The following is a 25,858-nucleotide window of genomic DNA, read 5'->3' on the forward strand; positions in this document are numbered from 1 at the left end:
ATTTTTCTGGCGAGATAACCCGATTTATAGATGTTACTTTTTCTAAAAAACATTCCTCTTTTGTGATAAGGCTACTCTGTATTATTGTCCTATACAAACCCTTAACCCTACGTCACATGAACATCTATGGAAACCCTGCAGCAAAAACCAACTTCGAGAGTGGTAGCTGCCCTCTAGTGACTACCTATTCTGCTTCGTCCTGGCAATCTTATGTGGAGGAGGAAGCAGTAGAGTACTCTACCATTGATGGGGAGGTAATAACGTCAATGGCCGGAACGAGCGCCTTGCAAAAGGGAGCTGGCATTTTGATTGGAGATTATTTTGTGGGCATCTCGGAAAGCCTGCAGGGTTTCACGAACAGGCCCTTCTTAAGGTATTAAATGGAAATGGATTACCCTTGTAAAAGGGTTAGAAGATATTAAAAATGTTGGTTGTTTGTGTTTAGATTGACAAGTCGCCCTGTAGTTCGCTGCAGGGCATTTGTTTTTAAAAGGGCGGATGCTATACCAGCATCCGCCCTCTCTGTTTTGAATTATACCCAGCGCTTACGCTCGCTGAAATGATTGCAGCCGAACATAGCGCCCGTAATCATCTCAAATTGCCTTGGCTTCCTGTCTTCCGGCCCTTCATGCACCAGGGGCAGCACATAGGCTGGCTCCAGGGCATGCTGCCCGGTCAATTCGTCGCATACGCCAAAATCTTTGCTTTGCAGCTGTACTTTATTGGGGTCTTGCTCCCAGTGTGTGCAATGATTGCAAGTAGCTTCCATAGTATTATAAGTTAGATTCAACATCAGTTTATAAGACTAATACTACTCTTTTACCTGCCCGGGTTTCAGAATGCGTCTGTTGAGCAGCAATTTAGAATCTGACCAAATAAGCAGAATGCAATTCATTGTCTGAACTTCGGCCTACCAGCCAATGCCGTAATCCTCGCCATGGTTGCTGGAGCCCCCCCAGAAGCTACCATGCTTCCAGTCGAAGAAGATGGCGTTGATGGGTCCGCTGGTGCGGTCACCGAAGCTCAAGGTATAGCCCATCTTCTTGAGTTCGTTGCGCACCGAATCCGGCGTGCTTTCATTCAGCAGGATATGCCCCGGCTTTGGTTTGCGGTCATCGGTCTTGGAGCCGCCCAGCGAGAGCCAGAGCTGGTTGGTGTTGAAATTGGCCGCTTCCGCCGCCTGTTGCACAGTCATGTCAAACTCGACTACGTTGAGGAAGAACTGCAACAGGTTCTGGTCCTGCGTATCGCCGCCCTGCACCGCAAAGGAGAGGAAAGGCTTGCCGTCTTTCAAAGCCATGGAAGGCGTCAGAGTCACTCTTGGCCGTTTGCCAGGCTCCACCACGTTGAAGGGGTTCAGGGAAGGGTCGAGCACAAAACTCTGCATACGCTGGCTCATGCCGATGCCTGTGTTGCCTGCAATGCAGGCGGGAAGCCAGCCGCCGCTCGGTGTAATAGACACCACCCAGCCTTCTTTGTCAGCGGCCTCCACGGTGGTGGTTCCCCGCCAGAGCCTGTCCTGGTACTCTTCCAGGGAGGAGCCGTTGCGCTGGTCGTGCGTAGGTGCGAAATTGCGGCGGGCCGTGTCGGGCTCGTAGCCACGTTGCTTCAACAGCTTCAGGTATGGGTTCTTCTTGCCTTCGAAAGGATAAGGGTCACCGGGACCGATGTTGGCGTCGTTTTTTTCAAAGTTGATGAGGCTGGCACGTTGCTTGGCGTAGGCCTTGCTGAGCAGCCCCTTCATGGGCTCCTGCGGCGCGAAGTAGGAATCGCCGTAGTAAAAATCGCGGTCGGCAAAGGAGAGGTTCATGGCTTGGTACAAGGTATGGATGTACCGGGCGCTGTTGTAGCCCATGCCTTTCAGGTCGAAGTTCTCCAGTATGTTGATCCCTTGCAACAGCACGGGTCCCTGCGTCCACTGCTGCAGCTTGTATACCTCTATGCCTTTGTAGTTCACCATCAGGGGCTCCTCTTCCAAGGGCTTCCACTTGGCCAGGTCCTGCATCGTAATCAGACCGCCCTGTTCTTTCGAGCCGCGCACAAACTCCTCGGCAATGTCACCTTTGTAGAAACGGTCATAGGCTGCCATAATCGCCTCTTTGCGGCTCTTGCCTTGTTTCAGGGCGGCTCGCTCGGCTTCCACGAGTTTGGTGAGCGTTTGCAGCAGGTCTTTCTGCACGAATATCTCACCGGCCACAGGCGCCTCTCTTTTCTCACCAGCATGGGTCAGGAAAACCTTCTTGGAATAAGGCCACTGTTTGATGAGTTCCTTGTTCCTTTCGATGCTGTTGGCAGTTTGCGCTTCAATAGGATAGCCGGCCGCCATGTCCATGGCAGGGGCCAGCACCTGCTCCAGGCTCAGGGTGCCGTAGTTGGCCAGCATATGCATCAACCCTCCGGCGGTGCCTGGCGTGGTAGCCGCCAACGGACCGTTCTCTGGCGGGAAGTTGTAGCCTTTGCCCTTAAAGAATTTCGCCGTGGCTCCGGTGGGGGCTACCCCCATGGCGTTTATGGCGATGACCTTCTTCGTCTTCGGGTTGTAAATCAGGGCCTGGGTCTCTCCTCCCCAACTTAGCACATCCCACATAGTGCAGGTAGCCGCGAGCATGGCGCAGGCCGCATCCACGGCATTGCCCCCCTTCTGGAAAGTCATGGCACCGGCTGTGGCAGCCAAAGGCTTTCCTGTGATGGCCATCCAGCTTTTGCCGTGCAAAGCGGGTTTCTGGGTTTGCTGCGCCTGCAGCAGCAAGGGGAAAGCGCTCAGAACGAGCAGCAGGCTCAGGATTTTTTTCATACCAGGTATAATCGCGTTATTTCAAGATTCTAGTTAAAGGGTATGCCTTTGGCTGGCGTATAGTCAGGGCAATTATCAAAAATCACCAGGCGCCACAGCCGCATCAGTGGATAAACTGTCAACCGGTAAGAGCGTACCCCCTTTCTTTAAGCAGGTACGGCCGAGGCGCATCCTTGGCTATACCTGATGGAGCCGCACAAAGAGACCCGAAGCCCGCTCACCGATACGGGTATACAGCTTAAAGGGAAAACCCTTATTATTCATAAACTTACCGGCGTTTAATCAGAGCAAGATAGGCGAGATTGGTTTAACTCCAAAAACAAAAATATCAGCCTTCCAAAATATGTAGGGCAGCAGTTATACCCAGTAGTCAGAATCACTTGCAGTCACGCTTACTGAATTGTGAAAAAGCACGTTTGTCTCCGTAGTCGTGTATACTTCAACCATGATTGGAAATCTAGAACTGGCTGAGATGGGCAGCACTGGAACCACAGCATACCTCAACAGTAGGGATGCACTGCTATACCCTAACCTTGGGGCTGCGGCTATACCTGATAACCGTTTGTTTTACTTATTTTTGCAGCGATTTCACTACATAATCCAAGGCTTATAAGCTCCTCGAAATTGACTTCCCGAATCAAAAACCAAATCAGAGCCATCGCCCTTTACCAACTAGTGGGTGGCATCCTCGGCATTGTGCTGACCGTTTGGGTCATGTTCAGCGGCGAAATGGTCGTGGACCAGCAGGCGCTGCGGCTGGGGATGCTAGCCGGCGGCCTATTCCTGTTTTCCATCCTCTGCGGCCGTATGCTGTTCCGGAACCCTACCCGTGGCCTGCGGCTTTCGCTGGTCAACCAAGTGCTGCAGGTGCTGTATTTCGCATTCGGCTCCTACGGCTTCCAGTATGTGGCCGGCCTGCGGATTGGTGTTGGGGTGGATGTGTTAGAAAGCTGGACATTTAAATTCAGATTGGCCCTCTCCTCTTTCCATTTCAACTTCGGCACAGAGTCAGGACAGCAGTTCATCGGGCTCAACCTGGTGGCGCTCTTCCTCATCTTCTGGATAGAGCGGCTGCTGGAACAAGAGAAAGCAGGCAAGGTGCTCAGAAAGTAACCGCGTTCTCCATACCTATAAAAAAAGCCCCGGCTGTAAAGGCCGGGGCTTTTCTTTTGTTGCGTTTAAATTTTATCAGACATGCGGGTTGGTATAGGCTGGGTCGCCTCCCTCGTCTCCGCCAGAATTGTAGTTCCTGTTTCGGAGTTCGGCCAGCCCCTTTTTGCCATAGGCCAGTCGGGTGATGACCACGTACAGCACCGGCACCACAAAGATGGCCAGGAATGTAGCGGCCAACATACCGCCAATCACCACCCAGCCAATGGTCTGGCGGGACACGGCACCGGCGCCGGACGAGAGCGCCAGCGGCACCACGCCCAGAATGAAGGCCAGCGAGGTCATGATAATAGGCCGCAGACGCAGAATAACGGCTTCAATAGTCGCCTCTATCAAATCCATGCCCCGGTCCACCCGTTCCTTGGCGAACTCCACAATCAAAATGGCGTTCTTGGCAGCCAGACCTATCAGCGTAATCATACCTACCTGCGCATACACGTTGTTGTCCAGTTTAGGTAGTAGCGTCAGCGCCAATATAGCCCCGAACATGCCCAACGGGATAGCGAACAGAATCGAGAACGGCACCGACCAACTCTCATAAAGCGCTGCCAGCAGCAAGAGAACCAGCAGGATGGAAAGCGAGAAGATGTAAATCGTACTGCTTCCGGCTGCCAATTCTTCACGGCTCAGACCAGAGAACTCATAGCCATACCCAGCCGGCAGTACTTCCTGGGCCACTTCTTCGAGCGCCTGCAGGGCCTGGCCGCTACTATAGCCGGGAGCCGCACTACCGTTGATGTCCACGGAGCGGAACAGGTTGAAGTGCGAGATAACCGGCGCGTTCTCCACCACCTCCGAAGTGACCAGCGCACTCAGAGGCACCGACTCGCCTTGCCTGTTCATCACATAATACTGCCGCATGCTTTCAATGTCCATCCGGAAAGCGGTGTCCGCCTGAGCGACCACCCGGAAGTTGCGGCCGTAGCGCGTGAAGTCGTTGATGTAGCGGCTGCCCATGTACGTAGACATGGTGGCATACACATCGGCGATGTTCACACCCAGGCGTTTCGCTTTTTCTCTGTCTACTGTCAGGTGGTATCCGGGTGTCTTGGCCGTAAAGAAGCTGTAGGCCATTGCGATTTCCGGGCGCTGGTTGGCCGCTGCCAGGAACTGCCCCATCACCCGCTCCAGGTCCTTCACATCGCCGGCACGCCGCTGCTGCAGCACGAAGCTGAAACCACCCGATGCACCCAGGCCAGGTATGGCAGGCGGTGCCACCAGAATCACGTTGGCCTCTTTGATACCAGCAATTTTCTGTTGCACCTCGGCCATCACCCCGTTCAGGTGCGAGGCTTCATCGGTTCGCTGGTCCCAAGGCTCCAGCTGCACGAAGAAGGTACCGCTATTCGACTTAAAGGAGAAGTTTATGGCGTTCAGACCGGCGATAGAGGTATAATTGCGTATGGCATCCACGCTTCCCAACTGCTCCCCTATTTGCGACAGGATAGCAGAAGTCCGGCTCATAGAAGCACCTTCCGGCAACTCCACTGACACGAACATCCGACCCTCATCCTCGGTAGGTATAAAGCCCGTCGGTTTAGTGGCAAACAGGCCAAACGTGCCCACATAGAGGCACACCAGCAGGATGAGCACCAACGGCGTAGCCTTGATGCTCTTGCGGACGCCCACAGAGTAAGACTGCGTGGTGCGGGCAAACCAGTTGTTAAACTTGTAGAAAAACTTGTTGATGCCTCGGGAGTCCTTGTTCACGTTCATCGGCTTGAGCATCAGCGTACAGAGCGCCGGCGTCAGCGTGAGGGCCACAAAGGCAGAAATAAGCACAGAAATAGCGATGGTGATGGCAAACTGCTGGTACAGTCGGCCTACTATACCGGGTATAAAGCCCACGGGTATGAATACCGCCGCCAGAATCAGGGCGATGGCGATAACCGGCGCTGTGATGTCTTTCATCGCCTTTCGGGTAGCTTCCCTAGCCGAGAGCTTCTCGTGGTCAATGTAATGCTGCACCGCTTCCACCACCACAATGGCGTCGTCCACCACAATACCAATGGAAAGCACGAAACCAAACAGCGTGAGCGTGTTGATAGTGAAGCCCAGCGGGATGAAGAACACGAAGGTACCGATGATGGAAACAGGTATAGCCAGGATAGGCACCAGCGTCGCGCGCCAGCTCTGCAGGAACAGGAACACCACAATGATTACCAGTATGAGCGCTTCTACCAGCGTCATCACCACCTCATTGATGGACACCTGCACCACCGACACCGTCTCAAACGAAACTATGTAGTCCACATCGGCCGGGAAAGATTGCTTCAAATCGTCAAGCGCCGCATAGATGCCTTCGGCCGTCTCCAGGGCGTTACTGCCCGGGGCCTGGTAAAGCAGCATCATGGTAGCCGGGTTGCCGTTTATCTTGGACTCCCGCCCATAGTCGAAGCGTCCGAACTCGATGCGGGCCACGTCGCGCAGGTATACGATAGAGCCATCGGCCGGATTGGTGCGCACGATGATGTCGCCAAACTGCTCCTGCGTCTGCAGGCGGCCCGTTACGGTAATGGGATACTGGAAAGCTTGCGTGCTGTACTGCGGCGCTCCGCCCACCGTACCGGCCGCCACCTGCAGGTTCTGCTCCTGTATGGCTGCCGTAATCTCGCTGGCGCCAATGTTATACTGCGCCAGCTTGTCGGGCTGCAGCCAGAGGCGCATACTGAAGTCCTGGCCAATGGAGGTGATGTCCCCCACCCCGCTCACGCGCATGAGCGCATCCTTCACATAGATGTTGGTGTAGTTGTCCAGGAACTGGATATCGTGTGTGCGTTTGGGCGAGTAGATGCCAATCACCATCATGATGCTCGGGTTTCGCTTCCGCACCGTCACGCCCAGTCGGCGCACCTCTTCCGGCAGCGTCGGCTGCGCGATGCTGGCGCGGTTCTGCACATCCAGGGTGGCAATGTCGATATCGGTGCCTACCTCAAAGGTCACCGACATGTTCATCTGCCCGGTACTGGTGTTGGTGGAGGTGATGTACGCCATACCAGGTGTACCGTTAATCTGTGTCTCCACCGGCGTGGCCACGGCCTGCTCTACGGTGAGCGCATCGGAGCCGGTATAGTTAGCCGACACAGACACCGTTGGCGGCGATATGTCCGGGTACTGCGTGACCGGCAGGCTCATCATGGCCAGTAAGCCCACCAGCACAATCACTATCGAGATGACGATGGAGGTGACGGGCCTTCTTATAAATACATCTGAAATCATGTTTCCTTGCTAAACTTCTGAAACTTGTACGAATTGACTAGCGGGCGCCGCCTGCCGGTGGCGCTGCTCCCTGCTGCGGCGCGCCCACCTGTACTTTGGCTCCCTGGCGCAGGCGCTGTATGCCTTCCACCACTATCTGCTGTCCGTCTTTCAGGCCCTCCCGTATCACGATGTTGCCGTTCACGCGGGTTCCCAGCTCCACATTCTGCTGCACCGCCGAGTCGCCCTGTACCACATACACATAGAACTCACCCAGCTGCTCGCTCACCGCTTTGAACGGAATCACCAACTGCTCGCCTATATCCTGGTTCAGCACCTGAAGGCTCACGGTCATACCAGGTATAAGCACTTCTTTTGGGTTGGGAAACTCTACCCGTACCGTCGTGGTGCCGGATTGCCGGCCAATGGCGCGGTCAATGGCCCGCAGCTTGCCGGTGTGTGGGTATACCTGCCCGTTGTTGAGCTGGATGGTGAAGAGCGAATCGGGCTGCTTGCCCTGCTGTAGGTTGCTGAAGCGGGTGAGTTCCTGCTCGTTTATCACAATGTCCACGGCGATGGGGTCGCTGGAGGAGATGGTATTGAGCAGTGGCTGCCCCGGCGACACCTGCGCCCCCACGCGCACCTGCGAGATGCCGATGGTGCCGCTGAAAGGCGCGTTAATGACCGAATAGCCCAAATCGGTGGATACGCTCTGCACCTGCGCCTGCGCGGAGGCCACCTGCGCCCTGGCCGTCTGCACCTCAGTACGTGCATAGTCTACCTGCTGCTTGGCAATGGCATCGCGCTCGGCCAGTGTCTCATAACGCTCCAGGTCTTTCTCGGCACGGGCCAGGTTGGCTTTAGCACTTTGCAGGTTGGCCTGCGCCTGCTGCAGCCCTGCGCGGTACTTGCTCTGGTCTATCTCATACATGCGCTGCCCCTTCTTCACGCGCTGCCCATCCTGCACGTAAATGTTGGTGATGTAGCCCGACACCTGCGGACGTAGCTCCACTTCCTGCAACGGCACCACCGTGGCCGGGTAGGTGTCCTTGCCTGTCACGCGCTCCTGTTTCACCTGGTAGGTATTGACCGGAACGGCCATGGCGGCTGGGTTCACCGGTTGCTGGGCCGCCTCGTTGCCGCCGCAGGACATCAGGACGACCGGGCTCATCATGGCCGCAAAAAGCCACGTATATCTTTTCTTCATGCTCTTGTTTCTCTGAATTTATGGGTAGTTAGCTCTTTTACCGGATGTCGATGTCGCCCAGGGCACGCTGGTAGTCCAGTTTGCTGGCCAGCACGTTGTAGAGGGCGTTGTAATAGTTGAGTTGGGTGGTGCGCAGCTCGCTCTCTGCCACTATCAAATCCACGTAGGCCTTCACCCCCTGGTCGTATTGCAGCTTGATGATTTCATATACCTCCTCGGCCATGCCCACATTCTCCTGCAGCGTGCGCCACTCCACCAAATCGCTTTTGTAATTGGCGAGCGCTGCCTGGTACTCCGTGTTGATGGCTTTGCGTGTATCCTCTATCTCCTCCTCCAGGCGCTCCTCGCGCAGCTGGGCGATTTTGATGTTCTGCAGCCTGCGCGTGCCCTGGAAAATAGGCAGGTTCACCTGCAGCCCCACGGCGGAGGTAGGATAACTCTGATTGTAGAGGTTGGAGAACTCGTTATTGAAATAAAGCAGGTTGTAGTTACCGAAGGCAGACACCGTAGGCAGGAAATTCCATTTGTTGAAGGCTGTGTTCAGCAGGAGTAGTTCGCGCTGCGTCTGCAACTGCTGCAGCTCTATCCGGTTCTCAAACGCGATGACTTCCGCAGTATCCACCAGCACGGCCTGTTGCATGCGGGTATAGTCGTAAGCGAGCTTCAAGTCCTGCTCGGTTGGGTAGCCCATGAGTTGCTTCAGGTAGGCCTGCTTGGCTTTGATGCCTTCTTGTGCTCGGTTCCGGTCGCTGCGGATGTTGGCCAGGGTGATGGCGGCGCGCTGGTAATCCGTTTTGTCCACCAGCCCCACGTCATACCTGCTGCGGGCGTCTTTGTACTGCTTCTCCTGGCGAGCCAGGTTCACATCCAGTATACGAAGCTGCTCCTGGGTGAGCAGGATGTCGAAGAAAGCCTTGCTCACATCCACCACCGTGTTTATTTTGGTATTGGCGATTTGCTGCTCCAGCTGCTGGCGGGAAAAGCGGGCCGCTCTGGAAGCGAGCAACAGCTCGCTGCTGTACAGCGTCTGGGTCGCCTCCAGGGCCACGTTGGAAGTAAAGCGCTGGCCTAGCGTTATAATCTGGTCACCGAAAGGCTGTTGCTGCAGCTTGATGTTGTGCGTACCCCCGAAACGGGCCCCTACCTGTGGAAACCAGCCAGACAGGTTGGCCTTTATCTCCCGGTTGCCGATGGCTTCATCCAGCTGCGCCTGCACGACGGCGCTCCTGTTCTCCAACGCGAAGTTGACGCATTGCTCCAGCGTGAGGCTATCCGGAAGATTCTCCGGGGCACGCTGGGCCAGTAAAACAGAAGGGAACAGCAGACAGGCTGGCACCAGCAGCCTCAAATATTTCTTCAATTTCATGTAGCCTAGGAAAGTATGGTGAGTGGATGATGGGTATTAAACGGCTGCAGCCTCTGCAGGATAACTGCTTTTGTTCCAATATTTTTCATAGTTTCTGAATACGATGGTTGTTTAGACATCAATATAAGCGCAAGGTTTAACGGGTATAGCTGTGAAAAACACACAGGCTTACCTGCTCCTCATGCCATCCCAAAGTATCTGCGGAATCTGTTTCAGCTCGTCCTCCTGCAGTTTCACCCTGCCCATGGCCTCCACTTTGACGGTGGAGATGACATTGCCGTGGGCGAGTATACCCAGAATTCGGGGGCTCAGGTTGCGCAGGTGCCCTTCCTGTATGCCGCGCTCAAAAAACCGGTGCAACTGGCGGTGGAGCTCGTCCTGCTCCTGGTTGGAGTAGCCGCTGTAAGGTGAATTGGTGAACTGCTCGAAGAAACGGAGCACGTACAGGTTGTCAGTATAGTAGGCGTAAAGTCCGAACCACAGATTGAAGAAACACTCCTGATATGGGGTGGTGCTGCAGTCTTCCCGCTCCACCACCGCCGACACCTGCCGCCGCACATACCCAAACAGCTCGCACAGCAGCTTGTCTTTGCTTTCGAAGTAGTGGTAGATGGTGCCCGCTGCAACACCCGCCTTCTTGGCGACCAGGCTCATGGGCGTGCCATGGAAGCCGTGCTCCTGCACCAGTTCCAGGGTACTTTCCAGTATCGCCCGCTTCTTTTCTGCTAGTCCCTCCATGCGCCTCTTTTTATTGACCGAACATTCATTCGGGTGGCAAAGGTAAGGAGAAATTCTAAAACGGCAGGTATAATTTGACTTTAAAGTGCAGCTGAAGGGGTATGGCGGGAGTAGGATTCAACCGGCAGAGTGGTTCTACGCGTATATAGAAATAGAGCGATTTTTTGTACCTAACCCCTATTCCTATGGCTGTAGCACATCAAATCCAAGAGAGCAGGCGCTTGAACAGCGCCTCCAACCCCGTCTGGATGGATGGCCTGCGCATACTGCTCGGGCTGTTCCTATTCCTGAAAGGCATTTTGTTTCTGGAGCATACCACCGATGTCTTCCTGATTTTTAGCGAAAGCCAGGATGTGCTGTCGGCTGGCAAAGCGCATTTGCTCACGAGCATGGTCCATATTGTGGGCGGGCTGATGATTATGGCAGGTATGCTGACGCGCCTGGCCCTGCTCTGCCAGATTCCCATTCTGCTGGGAGCCCTGCTGATTGTGAACCCGCAGCGCGGTGGGTTCACGGTGTCCAATGTCGAGCTGGTGGTTTCGCTGCTCGTGACGGGCCTGCTGCTTTTCTTCATGATTGTAGGCCCCGGTCGCTATTCTGTAGACAACAAAATACTACGCCAAAGGAAAGCAGATGAGACAGGAGCGTAGCTTTCAACCGGGAAGCAGGTATAGGAATCTAAGAATATCCAGCCGCGAATAATCCTTTAGTCCAGATGTAGCTCCCCTATCAGGTATAGCTTGCCCTGCCCGCTTATCTCTACCCGGTCTCCCAGGTGCTTGCAGTGCAGGAAGCCTTTGCGAGCCGACAGTTGTATGGCCGACAGTTCAGTCTTCCCAAGCCTGTTCGCCCAGTATGGCGTCAGGGTGGTATGGGCCGAGCCGGTTACAGGGTCTTCGTCCACGCCTACCCGTGGACCAAAGAAACGGGAAACGAAATCAACACTTTCTCCTGGAGCAGTCACTATGACGCCACGTGCCTCCAATCTGGAGATGCTGCCGAACCTGGGTTGAAGGGTTCGTATGTCTTCCTCCCTCTCAAACACGAGCATATAATCCGTTTTGCCCTTGAAGGCTGCCGTAGGCTTGGTATTGAACGCGGCCAGTATTTCCGCAGACACCTCCACTTCTCGCAGCGTATCGGTGGGGAAATTCAGGGTCAGGAGCTCTCCTTGGCGGGTAACCGTCAGTGTTCCGCTTCTGGGCGAGTGGAATTGGATGGTGAGGCCTGTATGACCTTCGTGGTGGAACAGCACGTAGGCGGCCGCCAGGGTGGCATGCCCGCAGAGGTCTACCTCCACGGCCGGTGTGAACCACCTGAGTTCGTACTGGCTTCCCCGCTTTACATAGAAAGCCGTCTCCGCCAGGTTGTTCTCCATAGCGATATTCTGCATCAGGTCATCCGCTAGCCAGTCGTCCAGCGGGCAAACGGCGGCCGGATTCCCTGAGAATACTTTGTCAGCGAAGGCGTCTATCTGGTATAACTTCTGTTTCATACAGGTAAGCGTAGGTAGGTTTGATTTTTTGGATTTCTAACGGTTGGTACAGGCTATGGTGAGGCATAGCTGAGACTAAAGCCTGTGCAGGGTTAGCGAAAGGAGTTCTTATAAGTTTTCAAATCTTTCTTCCACATTGGCAATAACTTCACAATCGCAATACCCACCGTTTTCTTCAAGCCAAGAAACTACTTCTTCATACTCAATACCCTGTTCGTCTAGGTATGATTCTGTCAGAGACAGTGTATCGTCACAACCTTCCTGTTGAAGCTGTTCGTCAAGGTAATAAAAGAGTTCTCTGAATTGGTCAGTAGACATAGGCAGACTATTTAAGAAGTTTTCTTTCTCCTTTCTTTTCAATTCTGCCTTAAGCTGTTTTTGTCTGTCTTTCTCTTCGCCTGTTTTCATTTTGTCTTAAACTTTCACCTTCAAAGGTTTTAGGAGACTAGCAAGTTTTTGATTACCATCACAATCAAGAGCACTACTGCCCAGATGGCCTTTATCTTAAGTGCTTTATCCTTTACTATAAAGACAATTGATGCGGTAATGATACCTGAAAAAAAGCCAATCAACATGGTAAGAGTAATCGGCAAACTATCTTCTAACAGGTGATTTTCAAGTGCTAACCTAAGTCCATAAAATAGGATAAAGAAGTAGGAAGCAACCAAGGCATTCTCCCAAGTTTTAGTTTGTTCACTTTTCTCCTTTACTTCACTCATATTGATATTATCTATGTTTACTTTTAGCGCTAACTACCTTGAAAGCGTGAACATACGGTTAATGGCACTATGTGCGAAGGTGTAATTTGCCTTTTTCATCCGTTTCGCAGCACCATTATACCCATTCCTCACTTCTCCCATCTTTTTATATTTACTACAGCTAATATACGTTATCCCTATAGACAGTCAAGTGGGCTTGTGATTTTATCGAGCGCGTAGCTTGTGAAGTGGGTGTAAATCTCTGTTGTTCTGCTGGAGCGGTGCCCGACCAGGGTCTGGATGTAACGCAGGTCCGTGCCCTGCTCGAGCAAGTGCGTGGCGAAGCACTTGAGTTCTTTGAGCCAGGTGCAGCCGCCGAAGCGCCAAAGGCAGTAATAGATTTCTTTGCTGTATTGGAAGGAGAGCTGAATGAGCGTCCTGCCTTCGTGCTCGAGCGGCTGCAGACGTATGATGGGAAGCTCTGGCTGCGGCTTTAGCGCTGGGGGCGGTTCCCCTCTCAAGAGGGAAACCGCCCCCAGAGGTTGCCTCCTGAAGCAGAACTCTCACAAGTTTGTCAGCAGTGCAAGGCCATCACCTATTGGCAGGTATTGCATCTGCCTGGCTTCGACTTCCGGCACTTCACCCACCTCTACCGCACCAAACAGGGCAACACCTACCACTTCTGCTACGATTACGGCTATCTGCTGCTGCCCGAGGAGAAGGTGCTCATCGTGAACTGGCAGCCCTACATGGAGCAGCACAAGGTATAGCGCCAACCTAAAAAGCCATACCTGCACCAGGTATGGCCTTCTATATTCAGGTGTAGTTGAAACAAAAAGAGCCTGTAAGTTTCTCGCTTACAGGCTCTTTCATGTATTCAGCAGAGAGCAAGGGATTCGAACCCTTGATACCCTTTTGGGGTATACACACTTTCCAGGCGTGCTCCTTCGACCACTCGGACAGCTCTCTTTTTGTGGTGCAAATATACGCGATAAACTTACACTATCGCAAATTTTCACTCCCTTATACTGCAAATATATTAAATCGTTATTTCTCCCCGCAGGTTGCTTGCCAGCATTTCCTTCGTCTGCTGCACCGGCAGCCTAAGCCCCAGCACGAACATGAGTTTGGTGATAGCAGCCTCCGTGGTGATGTCGTCCCCTCCTATCACACCCATGTTGAGCAGGTATTTGCTTGTCTCATAGCGTCCCTGGTCCACGCGGCCTTCGTCGCACTGCGACACGTTCAGGATGTAGATATCGCGCGCCAGCGCCTCCTCCAGCTGCTCCAGAAACCAGGGGGCGGTTGGCGCATTGCCCGAGCCGTAGGTCTCCAGCACCACGCCCTTCAGGCCCGGCGCCTGCAGGATGCTGCTCACCACCTGCGGCGTAATGCCAGGGAAAAGCTTCAGAATGGCCACGTGCTCATCGAGCTGGTGGTGCGCCCGGAAAGTCTGGTCGGGATGCGGCAGGATACCGTCCGGACGGAAATCGATGTCGATGCCGGCCTCGGCCAGGGGCGGGTAGTTCTCCGACTTGAAGGCATCAAAATGGCTGCTCTCCACTTTCTTGGCCCTATTGCCGCGCAGCAGCAGGTTGTGGAAGTACACGCATACCTCCGGCACCATGCTCTTGCCGTTCACCTGGGTAGCCGCAATCTGTAGCGCTGTGATGAGGTTCTCGCGGGCATCGGTGCGGATGAGGCCGATGGGCACCTGCGCCCCGGTGAAGATGACGGGTTTCTGCAGGTTCTCGAGCAGGTAACTCAACGCGGAGGCGCTGTAGGCCATGGTATCGGTGCCGTGCAGCACCACAAAGCCGTCGTAGTCGTAGTACTGCTCCTCAATCAGGCGGGCCAGCAGCAGCCAATCGGCCGGCGAGACGTTGGAGGAATCTATGGCAGGCTCCAGGCTCACCACTGTGAGCAGGTAGTTGAACTGGTTCAGTTCAGGCACCTTCTCCAATATCTGGCTGAAGTTGAAGGGCACCAGGTGCTGCTGCTCGTTGTCGAACACCATGCCCACCGTACCACCGGTATAGATGATAAGGATGGAGGCCTCTGGGTCGGCTGGTGTCGCCGTGTCGATGTTCACTTTGATGAATTCCATACCTATCCGTTGAAGAGTGCGAGGGCGTTTCGGGTGGTCGTATCAGCCACTTCCTCTATTGTCTTATCCATGAGTTCGGCCACGCAGCGGGCTACCAACGGCAGGTATACCGGCTCGTTCCGCTTGCCCCGATGCGGTGTTGGCGCCAGGTACGGACAGTCGGTCTCCAGCACCAGGTCCTCGAGCTGCACATGCGGCAGCACCTTGTCCAGGCCGCCATTCTTGAAGGTGGCCACGCCGCCAATGCCCATCAGGAAATTCAGCTCTTTTACCTTGGACGCCTGCTCCGGCGTGCCCGAAAAGCAGTGGAAGATACCGCGTAAGGTACCGTCCTGTGCGGCGGCTATGATGTCGTAGGTTTCGTCGAACGAGTCGCGGGTATGGAGCACGATGGGGAGGCTGTGTTTTTTGGCTAGTGCCACCTGCACCTTCAGTGCCTCCTGTTGCTGCGGCAGAAACGTCTTGTCCCAGTACAGGTCGATGCCGCACTCTCCTACCGCCGCGAACTCCCGTTTGCCCAGCCACTCCTCCACCAGGTATAGCTCCTTCTCAAAGTCTTTGTCCACAGAGGTGGGGTGCAGGCCCATCATGGCGATGCACTGCTGCGGGTGTTTGGCCTCGGTCTCCAGCATCACATCGATGGAGGTATGGTCGATGTTGGGCATGTAGATTTTCTCCACTCCCTCGGCCAGCGCCCGTGCCAGCGCCTCGTCCCGGTCCTGGCTGAATTTCTCGGAATAAATATGTGCGTGCGAATCAACTAAAATCATAACTGTACTCTATGTATTGTACTCAGGTATAAGCAAAGGTCTGAAAAATGAATTACGAATTACCAATTATGAATTGGGATACTTCTCAACTCCCCAAATCTCTAACTCCTAAACTTACTCGCTTTCAATATTTTCTCCCTTTCCAATTTACTTTTGTTGGGAGGAAGAAGTAGATAATGAGAATGATGCTGGTCACCACCATGAACAGCTCGAAGACTACGTATTGCCACCAGGGTATGCGCAGCCCGAGGCGCCGGAGGCAGATGTGCAGGTAGACGCTCTGCAGCAGCAGTTTGGCCAGAAATACGACACTGGCTATACCTGCCGACGACTGCCAGAAGTAAGGCAGCAGCACGGGGTAATAGGCCGAGTGCATCGCCAATATGGCAAACATGTAGAGGGGCAGGTGTACGGCGCCGCGCATCCAACGCTTGCGCTGCTCCAGTAATTGCCAGAAAGTGGCGGCAGGAGCCGACAGCGCCAGCACGCCGCGGTCGTAGATGTTCCGGTAGTCGAAGCCTTTCCGCAGTATCTGGTTGAAGATGGCCACGTCTTCGGTGATGGAGAACTTGATGTTCTCGTAGCCGCCTACCGCCTCATACGCCTGGCGCGTGAGCAGCATGTTGTTGCCCATGGTCGTGACCGGCAAGCCTACGTCGCTGACGGACTGCATGAGCCCGAGTGAGTACAGCCAGTCCAGACTTTGCATGCGGGCAAAAAAGCCATCGCCCGCCACAGTAGTCAGCCCAGTCACTACGCCTACCTTGTTATTGTCCAAGCCTGCCAGCATCGCCTGCACCCAGCCGCGTGGCACCTGGATATCAGCGTCGGTGTACAGAAACAAATCGCTGGTGGCACGGTGCGCCAGTTGCGCCAGCACGTTGGGCTTGCCTTTGGCCTTTCCGATGGTACCCGTGATGGTGATGCAGGTATAGTGCGGCTTGTCCTGGATGAAAGCATCGACCATAGCACGGGTCCTGTCCGTGGAGCTGTCGTCACCGATGAGCACCTCCATCCTGTCCTTGGGGTAGTCGAGGCGCTCAATGGCCTGCAGGCAGTTGAGGATGTTGTGTTCTTCGTTGCGGGCGGCAATCAGGATGCTGACGCGGGGAGTCTCATGGGGCCGTAGCGGGTAGCGCCTTCGGTTGAAGAGCAGCAGGGCCAGCAGGACCAGGAAAAGCGTGAAGTAAACGATGAAATAGGCTACCGATACAACAGTCATAGGGTCTCGAAGGTGTAGCCGGCAGCCGTAAAATGGTCCAGGAAACGGGGCAGGGCGTACATCATGTTTTGCTTGGCCTTGAGGCTGTCGTGGAATACGATGATACTGCCGCTTTGGGTATGCTTTAGCGTCTGCTGCAGGCACTTCTCCTGGGAAAGGCTCTTGTCGTAGTCGTTGGTGAGCACGTCCCACATCACCAGTTCGTAGGTGCCGCGCAGGGCGGCGCTCTGTCTGGAAGTGATGCGCCCGTAAGGTGGCCGAAAGAGCTTTGGTGCGGCGGGAGCCAGCTTTTCCAGTTCCTGTTGGCACTGCGCCACATCGTGCAGGTACTGCTGAAGTGGCGTTTTCCAGCCCTTCAGGTGGTGTTGGGTATGGTTGGCGAGGCGGTGCCCTTGGGACAGCGCCTGCTCCGCCACCTCAGGGTATTTGACTAGGTTATCGCCTACGGTAAAGAAAGTGGCCTTGGCGTTGTACTGTGCCAGTTGCTCCAGCACCCAAGGCGTGACCTCCGGTATAGGACCATCGTCAAAGGTGAGGTATAGCTTCTTTGTCTGCTCCTCCTTTAGCCAGGTATAGCCGGGCATGAGCTTCCGGAGCAGCGCGGGTGTCTTGTAGAGGCGGAGCACTTGACTTACTTAAACCTGCACGAAAGCAGCGTGATGTCGTCGTTGAAAGAGGCTTCTTCGTTGTAGAGGTTGATGGCGCTGAGCAGCTGCAGGTGCAGCATCTTGGAACTCAGGAACCGGTGCCGCTGCAGGAACTCAATGGTCCCCTCTATGCCGAATTCCGCCTCGTCCTCGTCAAACACCTCAGTCAGACCATCGGTATAGCACAGCACGATGGAGTTCTCTGGCACGTGTATTCTGCCTACGTTCATGAACGGGAGCACGTCAAACACGCCCAGCATGGTGCAGCCGTCGTTGAGCAGGTCGTGTGTGTTGTTCTCGTACAGCAGGACGGGTGCATTGTGGCCGGCGTTCACGTAACTCAGTTCGCGCGTCTGCCGGTTGTAAATGGCCAGGAACGTAGTGATGAACTTCTCGGCAATCGCGTTGCGGTATATCAGGTGATTCAGTTCCGATACCACTTTGCTCAAATCAGAGGTCTGGCGCAGAATGGTGCGGAGGCCTGCCTGAAAGTTGGACATCAGCAGCGAAGCAGGTACGCCCTTGCCTGACACGTCGGCCACGCAGAACAGGAACTGGTCTTTGTCAATCTCGATGTAGTCGTAGTAGTCGCCCCCGATGGAGGAGTGCGGAATGTAGCTGGCATGGATGGCCACATCCTTGTCGTTGGGGAGCTGCTTGGGGAACAGCATGGACTGCACCTCGCGGGCAATCTCAATCTCGCGCCGGATGGACTCCTGCGCCAATCGCTGCCGGGCCATGCGGTGGTTTTCAATGGCCACCAGCATGATGTTACTCACCGTCTGCACGAAGTTCAGCGCCTCCAGGTTGGTGTAATAGGGCTGTATTTTGCCAATCATCACAAAGGCCAGCACTTTGCCGTTGTGCAGAATCGGAATCACGATTTCGAATGCCCGCCACTTCTTATCGACGCTCAATTTGGAGGTGCGGGTTATTTCCTTCAGCTCCAGGATTTCAGCCGGCATGTTCTGCTTGATGAAATCCTGCTCTGTGCCGAAGCTCACCTTACAGTCCCACTTCTCGTCGTGCACGAACAGAGCCAGGCGGTTAATCTGCAACTGCGCCAGCAGCGTGAAACGATAAATTTTATACAGCGCTTCCTCTGGCAGGTTGTCGTTGATAGCCTGCGTTATCTCTAGCAGAGCCGATAGCTCCAGCTTCTTCAGGTTCAACTCCTGCTGTATGTTTGGCGTTATTAATTCCGGCATTCGTGTTCATAGTTTAGGGCTCAGATTTCGGCCCGGTATCATGGGCAGGCATTGTACCTAGCACTCGAGAGTCTGGCATGCGCCGCGTAAATTTACAAAAAATCAACTGCAATTGTACTAATCGCGCTTAATCCTTTGTATAACAGGTATTCAACGCAAATTGCTAGCATTAATTACGCACCCACTGCCAAACATCAGCAGCAGATAAAACGCATGGCCAGCTACATAACCACGTCTGGCAAATGCTGACTTAGTTTATAAAGAGCTATACCTGAACAGGATAAATAAAGGCATTTTAAGTAGCGCTGCTGCTCAGATAGAATTATGCACCACGAGTCCGGCTTTGGTGGCCAGGAAGTAGAACTTCTGGCAGTGCTGCCCGAAGGTATGCTCATCGTAGTCGTGTTCGGTGTCCTGGTCCGGGTATAGGATTTTGACGTAGCCTCTCGAAATCAAGCTTCGCAGCGCCTCGCACAGCTCAGCGTCGGTCAGGGAGACGGTGGTTTTCAAGTCGGAATAGGACGTCACGAAGTAAAGTTCGTCCAGGATTGCGAATTCGTTATCGGTCATGGTTGCGGATTGTTCTGCCTTTCCATTCGTATCGGCCTAATAAGCCCAGAATGGCAGTATATAGTACGTATGGTATGTAAACTAGCTGTAGCGGGAGCATATATTTTAAGAACATCCCTCTCCCCATAAAAGCCAGGATGCGCTTTAGAAACAGGAAATCCACCACGAACTTTGCTGCATACGCCCCGATGAGTGTTCCCAATCCCATAGAACCGAACAGGGTGGCAGGTATAGCCAGGAACAAAAGCAGGTTGACAGCGAACACCACCAGCGCCACCAGTTGCACATGCCACTCCTGATAGGCTTTCCATTTGCTGGCCCAGCGCACCCGCTGCGCCAGGAAACTGCTGACGGTTTTCCGCGCCTCGGTGTGCACGATGGCCTGCCCGTGCTTTAGGAAGACGATGCGGTCTGGGTATAGCCGGCTCACCTTGTGCAACAGGAACTCATCATCGCCACTTGCAATCCCTTCGTTTCCGGCAAAGCCCCCCACCTCCTCAAACACCTGGCGGGTATAGGCGAGGTTGGCCCCGTTGCACATGTTGGGTTGCCGCAACCCAATGGAGGCACCGCCCACGCCGATCAGCGAAGCGAACTCCACGAGTTGCATCCGCTCCAGCAAGGTATGGGTGTTATGGAAGCAGACCGGGCCGGAGATGAAGACCGCCCGACGGGTTTCGAAGGTATAGGCGAAGAGCCGCAGCCACTCCGACTGCACGCGGCAGTCGCCGTCGGTGAAGGCGAGCAGCTCGCCCTGCGCCTGCGCTATACCTTGCTTTACCGCCGCCTTCTTCCCGAAGCCTCCCAACTGCTCCCGCAGCGGTACTAACCTGATGCGCAGCGAGGAGGTTAGTAGAAATTGCTCTACCAGTGCGGCTGTTCCGTCCTCCGAGTGGTCATCCACCACCAGCACTTCTAGCAGTTCTGATGGATAATGCTGGCGCTCCAGGTCCTGCAGCAGTGCCAGAATATGCCGCGCCTCATTGCGAACCGGGATAATGACAGAGATTTGGGTGACAGGCACGTAGTCGTTGGGAAGTTCAGGTATAGGCAGCCGGCCCCAGGCCAAGAGGCAGCTCAGGATGACGAAGGCGTAGGCCAGCAGCGAGAGCACAAGCAACAGGGTCATGCCGCGACACGCTTTTTGGTCAGCTGCAAGCGCAGCACGAAGAACAAGCCCAGGGCACTTGGCACCACGATGTTGAGCAGCCACAGGCTCAGGCTGGCACTCAAGACTTGCAGGCGCTCCTGCCCCAGCAGGCTGAATACGTACATGGCCGATAGTTCCCGAACCCCCAAATCAGAGAGCAAAGACACCGACGGCACCACGGATTTGAGGAAGAAGGCCGTTGATACCCCACTCACATACTCCAGCGGGCTCAACCGCACGTTGAACAAGACGAGCAACAACACGAACTGCAGCAGGAAAACGAAGTAGCGCGCCAGCGAGAGCAGCAACACCCGGTACATCTCGTGATAGGTATAGCGCCCCATTATGGCCAGGTACTTGGTCAGCTTTTGCAGCGGCCCCACGGCTGACACCAGCGCCACCATGGCGCGGGCATGGAAGAGCAGCAGCAGCAAAGCCAGGTTGAGCACCAGCAGCAGCAACACCAGACTCAGGCAGATAGCAGGGTAATCGGCCCAGTACAGGAGCCAGATAAAGTACAAAAGCCCCAGTGAGCCGACCAGCACGGTGGCGACCAGTTGGCAGAACCGGCCGATGAAGACCGCCCCAATCGCCTCCAGCCTTTCCTTGCTTTTCAGCTCCAGCACCCGCCCGGCGTAGTCGCCCAGTCGGTTGGGGGTGATGAAGCCGAGTGTGAGCCCCACCATCACGGCCCGGAAAGCGCGCAGGTACGACAGCTTTTCGAGTTTCTGCCCCAGCAATTGCCACTTCCAGGCCTCCAGGCCCCAGTTGACAGGTATGAGCAGCGCGCTCAGAATCAGCAGGAAGGTATAATCACTTTTGCGGGCGGAACGGAGTATGCCTCGCCAGGAGAGCAGCGTATCGGGCGCCGTGAAGATGGCCAGGTATAGGAAGTAGAGCGTGAGCGCCACCACCACGGCCTTGCCAATTATCAAAAGGAACCTTCTGTTGCGGGTAATGTTCAAGATATTGTCTTAATTTGCAGCTCTTATGGTTTACTCTCCTGCACTTCCTCCCAATAAACTGATTCTTGGCATTGACCCGGGCACACAAGTCATGGGCTACGGCCTGATTGAGGTGACGGGTTCAAAGGTGCAGGTAGTGCAGTATGGTGTCATTCACCTGAAAAGCTACAGCAACCACGCCATCAAGTTAAAGAAAATTTTTGACCGCATGATACAGCTCATCGACGAATACCTGCCCGACGAGCTGGCCATTGAGTCACCCTTCTTTGGTGTGAACGTGCAGAGTATGCTCAAACTGGGTCGTGCCCAGGGGGTTGCCATCGCCGCCGCCCTTTCCCGCGACATTCCCTACGTGGAGTATGCGCCCAAAAAAGTGAAGCAGTCGGTGACCGGAAACGGGAACGCCTCCAAGGAGCAGGTGGCCAGCATGCTGGTGCAGATTCTCAAAATACAGCCCGACCCGAAGATGTTCGACGCGACCGATGCCCTTTCTGTGGCGCTCTGCCACCACTACCAGAAAGGCAACAACGCCAAGCAGGGCGGCAAGTCATGGAAAGGCTTCCTGGCGGACAACCCGGAACGGCTGGCCAGCAAGTAAAACAAATCGTTTTGCTCAATTCAGGGGCAGAAATTTGGGCCTGCAGATTTTTGGTCCTCAAATTATTTTTACAATTGTTACCTTTACCCCCTCGTAAGCCATCAGGTGAGGTATAGCGTAACAACCTAAAGCTCCTTGTAGGCCGTATGATGTGGTAAAATTATATCAAAGATTTTCCTGCTGCCGGTTTCATGAAAGGTCTAACCGGATTTCAGCCCGTCGAAATGGATTCAAGCAACAAGAATACTGAAAATACCCGCTCGCGCCGATACGTCATCTCTAAGAGGCTGGACAGAATTTTTCTGGAGCTCGGCCACGTCTTTGCCTTCATAGCTCGTTTTTTCAAAGAGGTATGGTTCCCGCCTTATGAGATAAAGGAGGTCATCAACCAATGCTACGAAATCGGGGTACGCTCGCTCCCGCTCATCTCCCTCACCGGATTCATTATCGGTATCGTGTTCACCAACCAGTCGCGCCCCTCGCTGGCTGACTTTGGCGCTACCGCTTTGTTACCGGCCCTGATTTCGGTGGCGATTGTAAGAGCGATGGGTCCACTGGTGACGGCGCTGATTGCGGCTGGAAGGGTGGCCTCAGGCATCGGGGCCGAATTGGGCTCTATGCGCGTGACTGAGCAGATTGACGCCATGGAGGTATCGGCCACCAATCCTTTCAAGTTTCTGGTGGTGAGCCGGGTGCTCGCTTCCACCCTCATGATTCCGGCCCTGACCATGTACACCACGCTGGTATCTCTGCTGGGCGGCTACCTGAACGTGCATCAGAACGAGCAGACCACGCTGATTACGTTTTTCTACCAGGTGTTCGAGGCCATCACCTTCCTGGATATTGCCGCTTCCTCCGTCAAGTCCGTTATTTTCGGTTTCACTATAGGTATGGTAGGCTGTTACAAAGGCTATAATTCCTCCAAGGGCACTGAAGGCGTGGGCAAAGCGGCCAACTCCTCGGTGGTGACGGCCATGTTCCTTATTTTCATTGAGGAATTGCTCATTATGCAGGTTATCAATGCCTTACGTGTATTCTAAGTAGGCTATGAAAGAGATAAACCCTAAAATAGATAGAACAAAGAAGGTCATCGAAATCACGGGGCTGAAGAAGGCCTTTGATGACTTCGAAGTACTCAAGGGCGTGGACCTGGAGCTGTACAAGGGCGAAAACCTGGTGGTGCTGGGTCGCTCCGGCACAGGTAAGTCGGTCCTTATCAAGATTATCTCCGGCCTTCTGAAGCCCGATGAGGGGCGCGTGAATGTGCTGGGGGAGGAAGTAGATAGACTATCTCCCAAGGAGTTGGACGCGCTGCGCCTTAAAATAGGTTTCTCGTTCCAGAACAGCGCCCTTTACGACAGTATGACCGTAAAGGAGAACCTGGAGTTTCCGCTAATACGGCATTCCAAGGAGCTGACTGAGAAGGACCGCGACCGGATTATCCGCTTTGTGCTGGAGGCGGTGGGCCTTTCGCAGGCGATGAACCAGATGCCGTCAGAGTTATCCGGTGGCCAGCGGAAACGCATCGGCATTGCCCGTACGCTGATTCTCAAACCGGAAATCATGCTGTACGACGAGCCTACCGCCGGCCTGGACCCTATTACCAGTATTGAGATTAACAAATTGATAAACGAGGTGCAGCGCCGGTTCAACACCTCTTCCATCATCATCACCCACGACCTGACCTGCGCTAAAGCCGTTGGCGACCGCGTAGTGATGCTCCTGGATGGGCAGTTTCAGCGGCAGGGTACATTTGAGGAAGTATTCGATACGGATGACGAACGCGTAAAAGCATTTCACAATTACAACTTTATAGAATAGATGAGCACTTCAGAAAATAAACGTTCCATCATAGTTGGCGTCTTTGTGTTCTTGGCGATTGTCATCCTCCTGGCTGGCATCTTCACGCTGGGCGGGCAGCAGAAGCGGTTTATGGAGAGCATTGCCGTTCGGGCTGTTTTTGATGACGTGGCAGGTCTTCGGGCAGGGAACAATGTGTGGTTTTCCGGTGTGAAAATCGGCACCATCAAAACAATCAACCTCTACGGCGACTCGCAGGTGGAAGTGGTGATGAACATTGAGCAGCGCGTGCAGGAGTACATCCGCAAAGATGCCTTGGCCCGCATCAGTTCCGAGAGCTTCATTGGCAATAAAAACATCGTGATAGATGGCGGCACACAACAGGCTCCGCCGGTGAGTGATGGTGACGTACTGAAAGCCGTGAATCCGCTCAACACCGACGACCTGATGGAGACGCTTCAGAAAAACAACCAAAACCTGGTGGCGATTACGGGTGACTTCAAGGAACTGAGCGGCAAGATAGTGCGCGGCGAAGGAACGGTGGGTGCGATTATGACGGACTCGACGCTGGCCAACGACCTGCGCACAATGGTAGCCAACCTACAGCAGACTTCCCGCAGCACGGTCAACGCATCGAAGGCCCTCTCGCAGTTCACCTCCAAGCTGAACACGCCGGGCGGACTGGCCAACGAACTGATGACGGACAAAGAGGTATTTGAGCAATTGAAGACATCCATGGCGCAACTGGAAGAAGCAACCGCTTCGGCCAATGAAATCACAGAGAACCTGCGCACGACTACCAACAGGTTGAACAACAACAACAACGCGGTAGGTGTGCTCCTCAACGACCAGGAATTCGCCAAGCAACTGCAGAGCACGATGCAGAACCTGGAAACAAGCACGCAGAAATTCGACCAGAACATGCAGGCGCTGCAGAACAACTTCCTGCTGCGTGGCTTCTTCCGAAAGCAGGCCAAGGAAGAGGCCAAACGCCTGGAGCAGCAGCCGGTGCAACCTGTACAGCAGGTGCAGCCACAGGACACCATCCGCCAACAACGGCAGGACACGCTTCAGCAGAAGCAGTAGTTCAAAACATAAAACGAGAAGGGGCGAATCGTTGAGATTCGCCCCTTCTCGTTTTATATACCTGCTATACCTTAGGATGCAGCGTATGCCTGGCGGATTTTCTCCGCCACTTCTTCAAATTCTTCTTTGCTGAACTTCTGCTTGTTGGCGAAGTTCATGTCTGCCATCTTGTTGATGGGAATCAGGTGCACGTGTGCGTGCGGCACTTCCAGCCCGACCACCGCCACCCCAATGCGTTTGCAGGGAACGGCCTTCTCAACGGCTGCCGCCACTTTCTTGGCAAAAGCCATCAGGCCCAGGTATAGCGCATCGTCCAGGTCGAAGAGGTAGTCAATCTGCTGCTTTGGGATGACAAGCGTGTGCCCCTTGGTAGTCGGGAACACGTCGAGAAAGGCCAGGTAGCGGTCATCCTCGGCAATTTTGTAGGCCGGTATCTCGCCGTTTACAATTTTAGTGAAGATGGATGCTTCCATACCTATTAGCGGCTTATTTCCAGGATTTCGAACTCAATCTTACCTGCAGGTACGGTAATGTGCGCAATATCGCCGACCGATTTACCTAAAAGGCCCTTCCCAATTGGTGATTTAACCGAAATCTTGCCGGCGGCCAGGTTCGCTTCTTCCTCTGCTACCAATAGGTAATCCATCACCATGTTGTTCTTCAGGTTCTTGATTTTCACCTTGGACAGGATGAGTGCCTTGCTCGTGTCCAGGTTCGTCTCGTCGATGAGGCGGGCGTTGCCCACCACTTCCTCCAGCTTGGCGATTTTGAGTTCCAGGTGACCCTGTGCATCCTTGGCGGCGTCGTATTCGGCGTTCTCGCTGAGGTCCCCTTTGTCGCGTGCCTCTGCCAGCTGGCGCGCCACCTCGGCACGGCCTTTTGTTTTGAGCTCGGCCAGTTCGTCCTTCAGTTTCTGTAAACCTTCTGCCGTGTAATAAGAAATGTTGCTCATGTTTGGTCTTGACGTTTTAAAACACAAAAACAAAAAGAACGGCTATGTCGCACATAACCGTTCTTTTTGCCAAATATGTTGGTGATTAATGAAAGCTTCTCTAAATCTGCCCCATCA

At 54.2% G+C, this 25,858-nt stretch carries 27 protein-coding genes, 1 tRNA gene and 1 pseudogene; 8 read left to right on the forward strand and 21 right to left on the reverse strand.

Annotated elements, in window-relative coordinates; genetic code table 11:
* Positions 1-116: 116 nt before the first annotated feature.
* The gene (locus tag B051_RS0111000; protein ID WP_018478260.1) at positions 117-380 is read left to right on the forward strand and encodes a hypothetical protein; all 264 of its coding nucleotides are present in this window, start codon (positions 117-119) and stop codon (positions 378-380) included.
* Between the two features lie 152 nt (positions 381-532).
* Here B051_RS0111000 and B051_RS0111005 read toward each other — a convergent pair whose 3' ends face one another.
* Both B051_RS0111005 and B051_RS0111010 read right to left on the reverse strand, forming a co-directional pair.
* Positions 533-769 carry a hypothetical protein gene (locus B051_RS0111005; RefSeq protein ID WP_018478261.1) on the reverse strand — a complete coding sequence of 79 codons (237 nt, stop codon included), beginning with the start codon at positions 767-769 and terminating at the stop codon, positions 533-535.
* Between the two features lie 141 nt (positions 770-910).
* A complete protein-coding gene (locus tag B051_RS0111010; protein ID WP_018478262.1) occupies positions 911-2,794 on the reverse strand; it encodes a gamma-glutamyltransferase family protein in 1,884 nt (627 codons plus the stop codon).
* A 624-nt stretch (positions 2,795-3,418) separates the two neighbouring features.
* On the opposite strand from B051_RS0111010, the gene B051_RS0111025 reads away from it, so the two are divergent.
* Positions 3,419-3,907: a hypothetical protein gene (locus B051_RS0111025; protein WP_018478265.1), complete on the forward strand. Its 489-nt coding sequence runs from the start codon at positions 3,419-3,421 to the stop codon at positions 3,905-3,907.
* Positions 3,908-3,982: 75 nt separating this feature from the next.
* Here B051_RS0111025 and B051_RS0111030 read toward each other — a convergent pair whose 3' ends face one another.
* From B051_RS0111030 to B051_RS0111045, 4 genes are all read right to left on the reverse strand, one after another.
* Positions 3,983-7,183, reverse strand: coding sequence for an efflux RND transporter permease subunit (locus tag B051_RS0111030; RefSeq protein ID WP_018478266.1), 3,201 nt, complete (start codon positions 7,181-7,183; stop codon positions 3,983-3,985).
* Positions 7,184-7,220: 37 nt separating this feature from the next.
* Positions 7,221-8,369, reverse strand: coding sequence for an efflux RND transporter periplasmic adaptor subunit (locus tag B051_RS0111035; protein WP_018478267.1), 1,149 nt, complete (start codon positions 8,367-8,369; stop codon positions 7,221-7,223).
* Between the two features lie 37 nt (positions 8,370-8,406).
* Complete coding sequence (locus B051_RS0111040) at positions 8,407-9,735, reverse strand: TolC family protein (protein WP_018478268.1); 1,329 nt, start codon at positions 9,733-9,735, stop codon at positions 8,407-8,409.
* 168 nt (positions 9,736-9,903) lie between these two features.
* Positions 9,904-10,473 carry a TetR/AcrR family transcriptional regulator gene (locus B051_RS0111045; RefSeq protein ID WP_018478269.1) on the reverse strand — a complete coding sequence of 190 codons (570 nt, stop codon included), beginning with the start codon at positions 10,471-10,473 and terminating at the stop codon, positions 9,904-9,906.
* Between the two features lie 185 nt (positions 10,474-10,658).
* Here B051_RS0111045 and B051_RS0111050 point away from each other — a divergent pair, with 185 nt between their 5' ends.
* A complete protein-coding gene (locus B051_RS0111050) occupies positions 10,659-11,123 on the forward strand; it encodes a DoxX family protein (RefSeq protein ID WP_051080654.1) in 465 nt (154 codons plus the stop codon).
* Between the two features lie 56 nt (positions 11,124-11,179).
* Here B051_RS0111050 and B051_RS0111055 read toward each other — a convergent pair whose 3' ends face one another.
* The 4 genes and pseudogenes from B051_RS0111055 to B051_RS22190 all read right to left on the reverse strand — a co-directional run.
* Entirely contained in the window at positions 11,180-11,968 is a 789-nt protein-coding gene (locus tag B051_RS0111055) for a PhzF family phenazine biosynthesis protein (RefSeq protein ID WP_018478271.1), read from the reverse strand.
* Between the two features lie 108 nt (positions 11,969-12,076).
* The gene (locus tag B051_RS0111060; protein ID WP_018478272.1) at positions 12,077-12,376 is read right to left on the reverse strand and encodes a DUF2695 domain-containing protein; all 300 of its coding nucleotides are present in this window, start codon (positions 12,374-12,376) and stop codon (positions 12,077-12,079) included.
* 29 nt (positions 12,377-12,405) lie between these two features.
* Positions 12,406-12,687 carry a hypothetical protein gene (locus B051_RS0111065; RefSeq protein ID WP_018478273.1) on the reverse strand — a complete coding sequence of 94 codons (282 nt, stop codon included), beginning with the start codon at positions 12,685-12,687 and terminating at the stop codon, positions 12,406-12,408.
* A 176-nt stretch (positions 12,688-12,863) separates the two neighbouring features.
* Positions 12,864-13,010: pseudogene (locus B051_RS22190) on the reverse strand (tyrosine-type recombinase/integrase); the annotation flags it as partial.
* Positions 13,011-13,208: 198 nt separating this feature from the next.
* Here B051_RS22190 and B051_RS21195 point away from each other — a divergent pair.
* Positions 13,209-13,436 carry a hypothetical protein gene (locus B051_RS21195; RefSeq protein WP_018478275.1) on the forward strand — a complete coding sequence of 76 codons (228 nt, stop codon included), beginning with the start codon at positions 13,209-13,211 and terminating at the stop codon, positions 13,434-13,436.
* A gap of 111 nt (positions 13,437-13,547) precedes the next feature.
* On the opposite strand, the gene B051_RS22460 is transcribed toward B051_RS21195, so the two are convergent.
* The 9 genes from B051_RS22460 to B051_RS0111115 all read right to left on the reverse strand — a co-directional run bounded on the left by B051_RS22460 (position 13,548) and on the right by B051_RS0111115 (position 21,305).
* Positions 13,548-13,635 (reverse strand) — tRNA-Ser (locus tag B051_RS22460).
* Positions 13,636-13,705: 70 nt separating this feature from the next.
* Complete coding sequence (locus B051_RS0111080; RefSeq protein ID WP_018478276.1) at positions 13,706-14,773, reverse strand: asparaginase; 1,068 nt, start codon at positions 14,771-14,773, stop codon at positions 13,706-13,708.
* Between the two features lie 2 nt (positions 14,774-14,775).
* Positions 14,776-15,543: a TatD family hydrolase gene (locus B051_RS0111085; protein ID WP_018478277.1), complete on the reverse strand. Its 768-nt coding sequence runs from the start codon at positions 15,541-15,543 to the stop codon at positions 14,776-14,778.
* A 124-nt stretch (positions 15,544-15,667) separates the two neighbouring features.
* Positions 15,668-16,765 (reverse strand): glycosyltransferase, encoded by a 1,098-nt coding sequence (locus B051_RS0111090; protein WP_018478278.1) that lies wholly within the window; start codon positions 16,763-16,765, stop codon positions 15,668-15,670.
* A complete protein-coding gene (locus B051_RS0111095) occupies positions 16,762-17,391 on the reverse strand; it encodes a polysaccharide deacetylase family protein (RefSeq protein WP_018478279.1) in 630 nt (209 codons plus the stop codon). The genes B051_RS0111090 and B051_RS0111095 overlap by 4 nt, the downstream gene beginning before the upstream one ends.
* A 5-nt stretch (positions 17,392-17,396) precedes the next feature.
* On the reverse strand, positions 17,397-18,620 hold the full coding sequence (locus tag B051_RS0111100; RefSeq protein ID WP_018478280.1) for a GAF domain-containing SpoIIE family protein phosphatase: 1,224 nt from the start codon (positions 18,618-18,620) through the stop codon (positions 17,397-17,399).
* 312 nt (positions 18,621-18,932) lie between these two features.
* Positions 18,933-19,190, reverse strand: a complete 258-nt coding sequence (locus tag B051_RS0111105) for a hypothetical protein (RefSeq protein WP_018478281.1) — start codon at positions 19,188-19,190, stop codon at positions 18,933-18,935.
* Positions 19,180-20,319, reverse strand: a complete 1,140-nt coding sequence (locus tag B051_RS0111110; RefSeq protein WP_018478282.1) for a glycosyltransferase — start codon at positions 20,317-20,319, stop codon at positions 19,180-19,182. Before B051_RS0111110 ends, B051_RS0111105 begins: the two co-directional genes overlap by 11 nt.
* Complete coding sequence (locus B051_RS0111115) at positions 20,316-21,305, reverse strand: lysylphosphatidylglycerol synthase domain-containing protein (protein ID WP_018478283.1); 990 nt, start codon at positions 21,303-21,305, stop codon at positions 20,316-20,318. Before B051_RS0111115 ends, B051_RS0111110 begins: the two co-directional genes overlap by 4 nt.
* A gap of 25 nt (positions 21,306-21,330) precedes the next feature.
* Here B051_RS0111115 and ruvC point away from each other — a divergent pair, with 25 nt between their 5' ends.
* The 4 genes from ruvC to B051_RS0111135 all read left to right on the forward strand — a co-directional run bounded on the left by ruvC (position 21,331) and on the right by B051_RS0111135 (position 24,789).
* Complete coding sequence (gene ruvC, locus B051_RS0111120; RefSeq protein WP_026236339.1) at positions 21,331-21,903, forward strand: crossover junction endodeoxyribonuclease RuvC; 573 nt, start codon at positions 21,331-21,333, stop codon at positions 21,901-21,903.
* A 224-nt stretch (positions 21,904-22,127) separates the two neighbouring features.
* Positions 22,128-22,943 carry an MlaE family ABC transporter permease gene (locus tag B051_RS0111125; RefSeq protein ID WP_018478285.1) on the forward strand — a complete coding sequence of 272 codons (816 nt, stop codon included), beginning with the start codon at positions 22,128-22,130 and terminating at the stop codon, positions 22,941-22,943.
* Positions 22,944-22,950: 7 nt separating this feature from the next.
* Positions 22,951-23,724 carry an ABC transporter ATP-binding protein gene (locus B051_RS0111130; protein ID WP_018478286.1) on the forward strand — a complete coding sequence of 258 codons (774 nt, stop codon included), beginning with the start codon at positions 22,951-22,953 and terminating at the stop codon, positions 23,722-23,724.
* Complete coding sequence (locus B051_RS0111135) at positions 23,725-24,789, forward strand: MlaD family protein (protein WP_018478287.1); 1,065 nt, start codon at positions 23,725-23,727, stop codon at positions 24,787-24,789.
* 71 nt (positions 24,790-24,860) lie between these two features.
* Here B051_RS0111135 and B051_RS0111140 read toward each other — a convergent pair whose 3' ends face one another.
* A complete protein-coding gene (locus B051_RS0111140; protein ID WP_018478288.1) occupies positions 24,861-25,262 on the reverse strand; it encodes an HIT family protein in 402 nt (133 codons plus the stop codon).
* Between the two features lie 5 nt (positions 25,263-25,267).
* Positions 25,268-25,741 carry a transcription elongation factor GreA gene (greA, locus tag B051_RS0111145; protein WP_018478289.1) on the reverse strand — a complete coding sequence of 158 codons (474 nt, stop codon included), beginning with the start codon at positions 25,739-25,741 and terminating at the stop codon, positions 25,268-25,270.
* Positions 25,742-25,858: the final 117 nt, after the last annotated feature.

It is taken from the genome of Pontibacter roseus DSM 17521, from assembly GCF_000373265.1.
GTDB classification, from domain to species: domain Bacteria; phylum Bacteroidota; class Bacteroidia; order Cytophagales; family Hymenobacteraceae; genus Pontibacter; species Pontibacter roseus.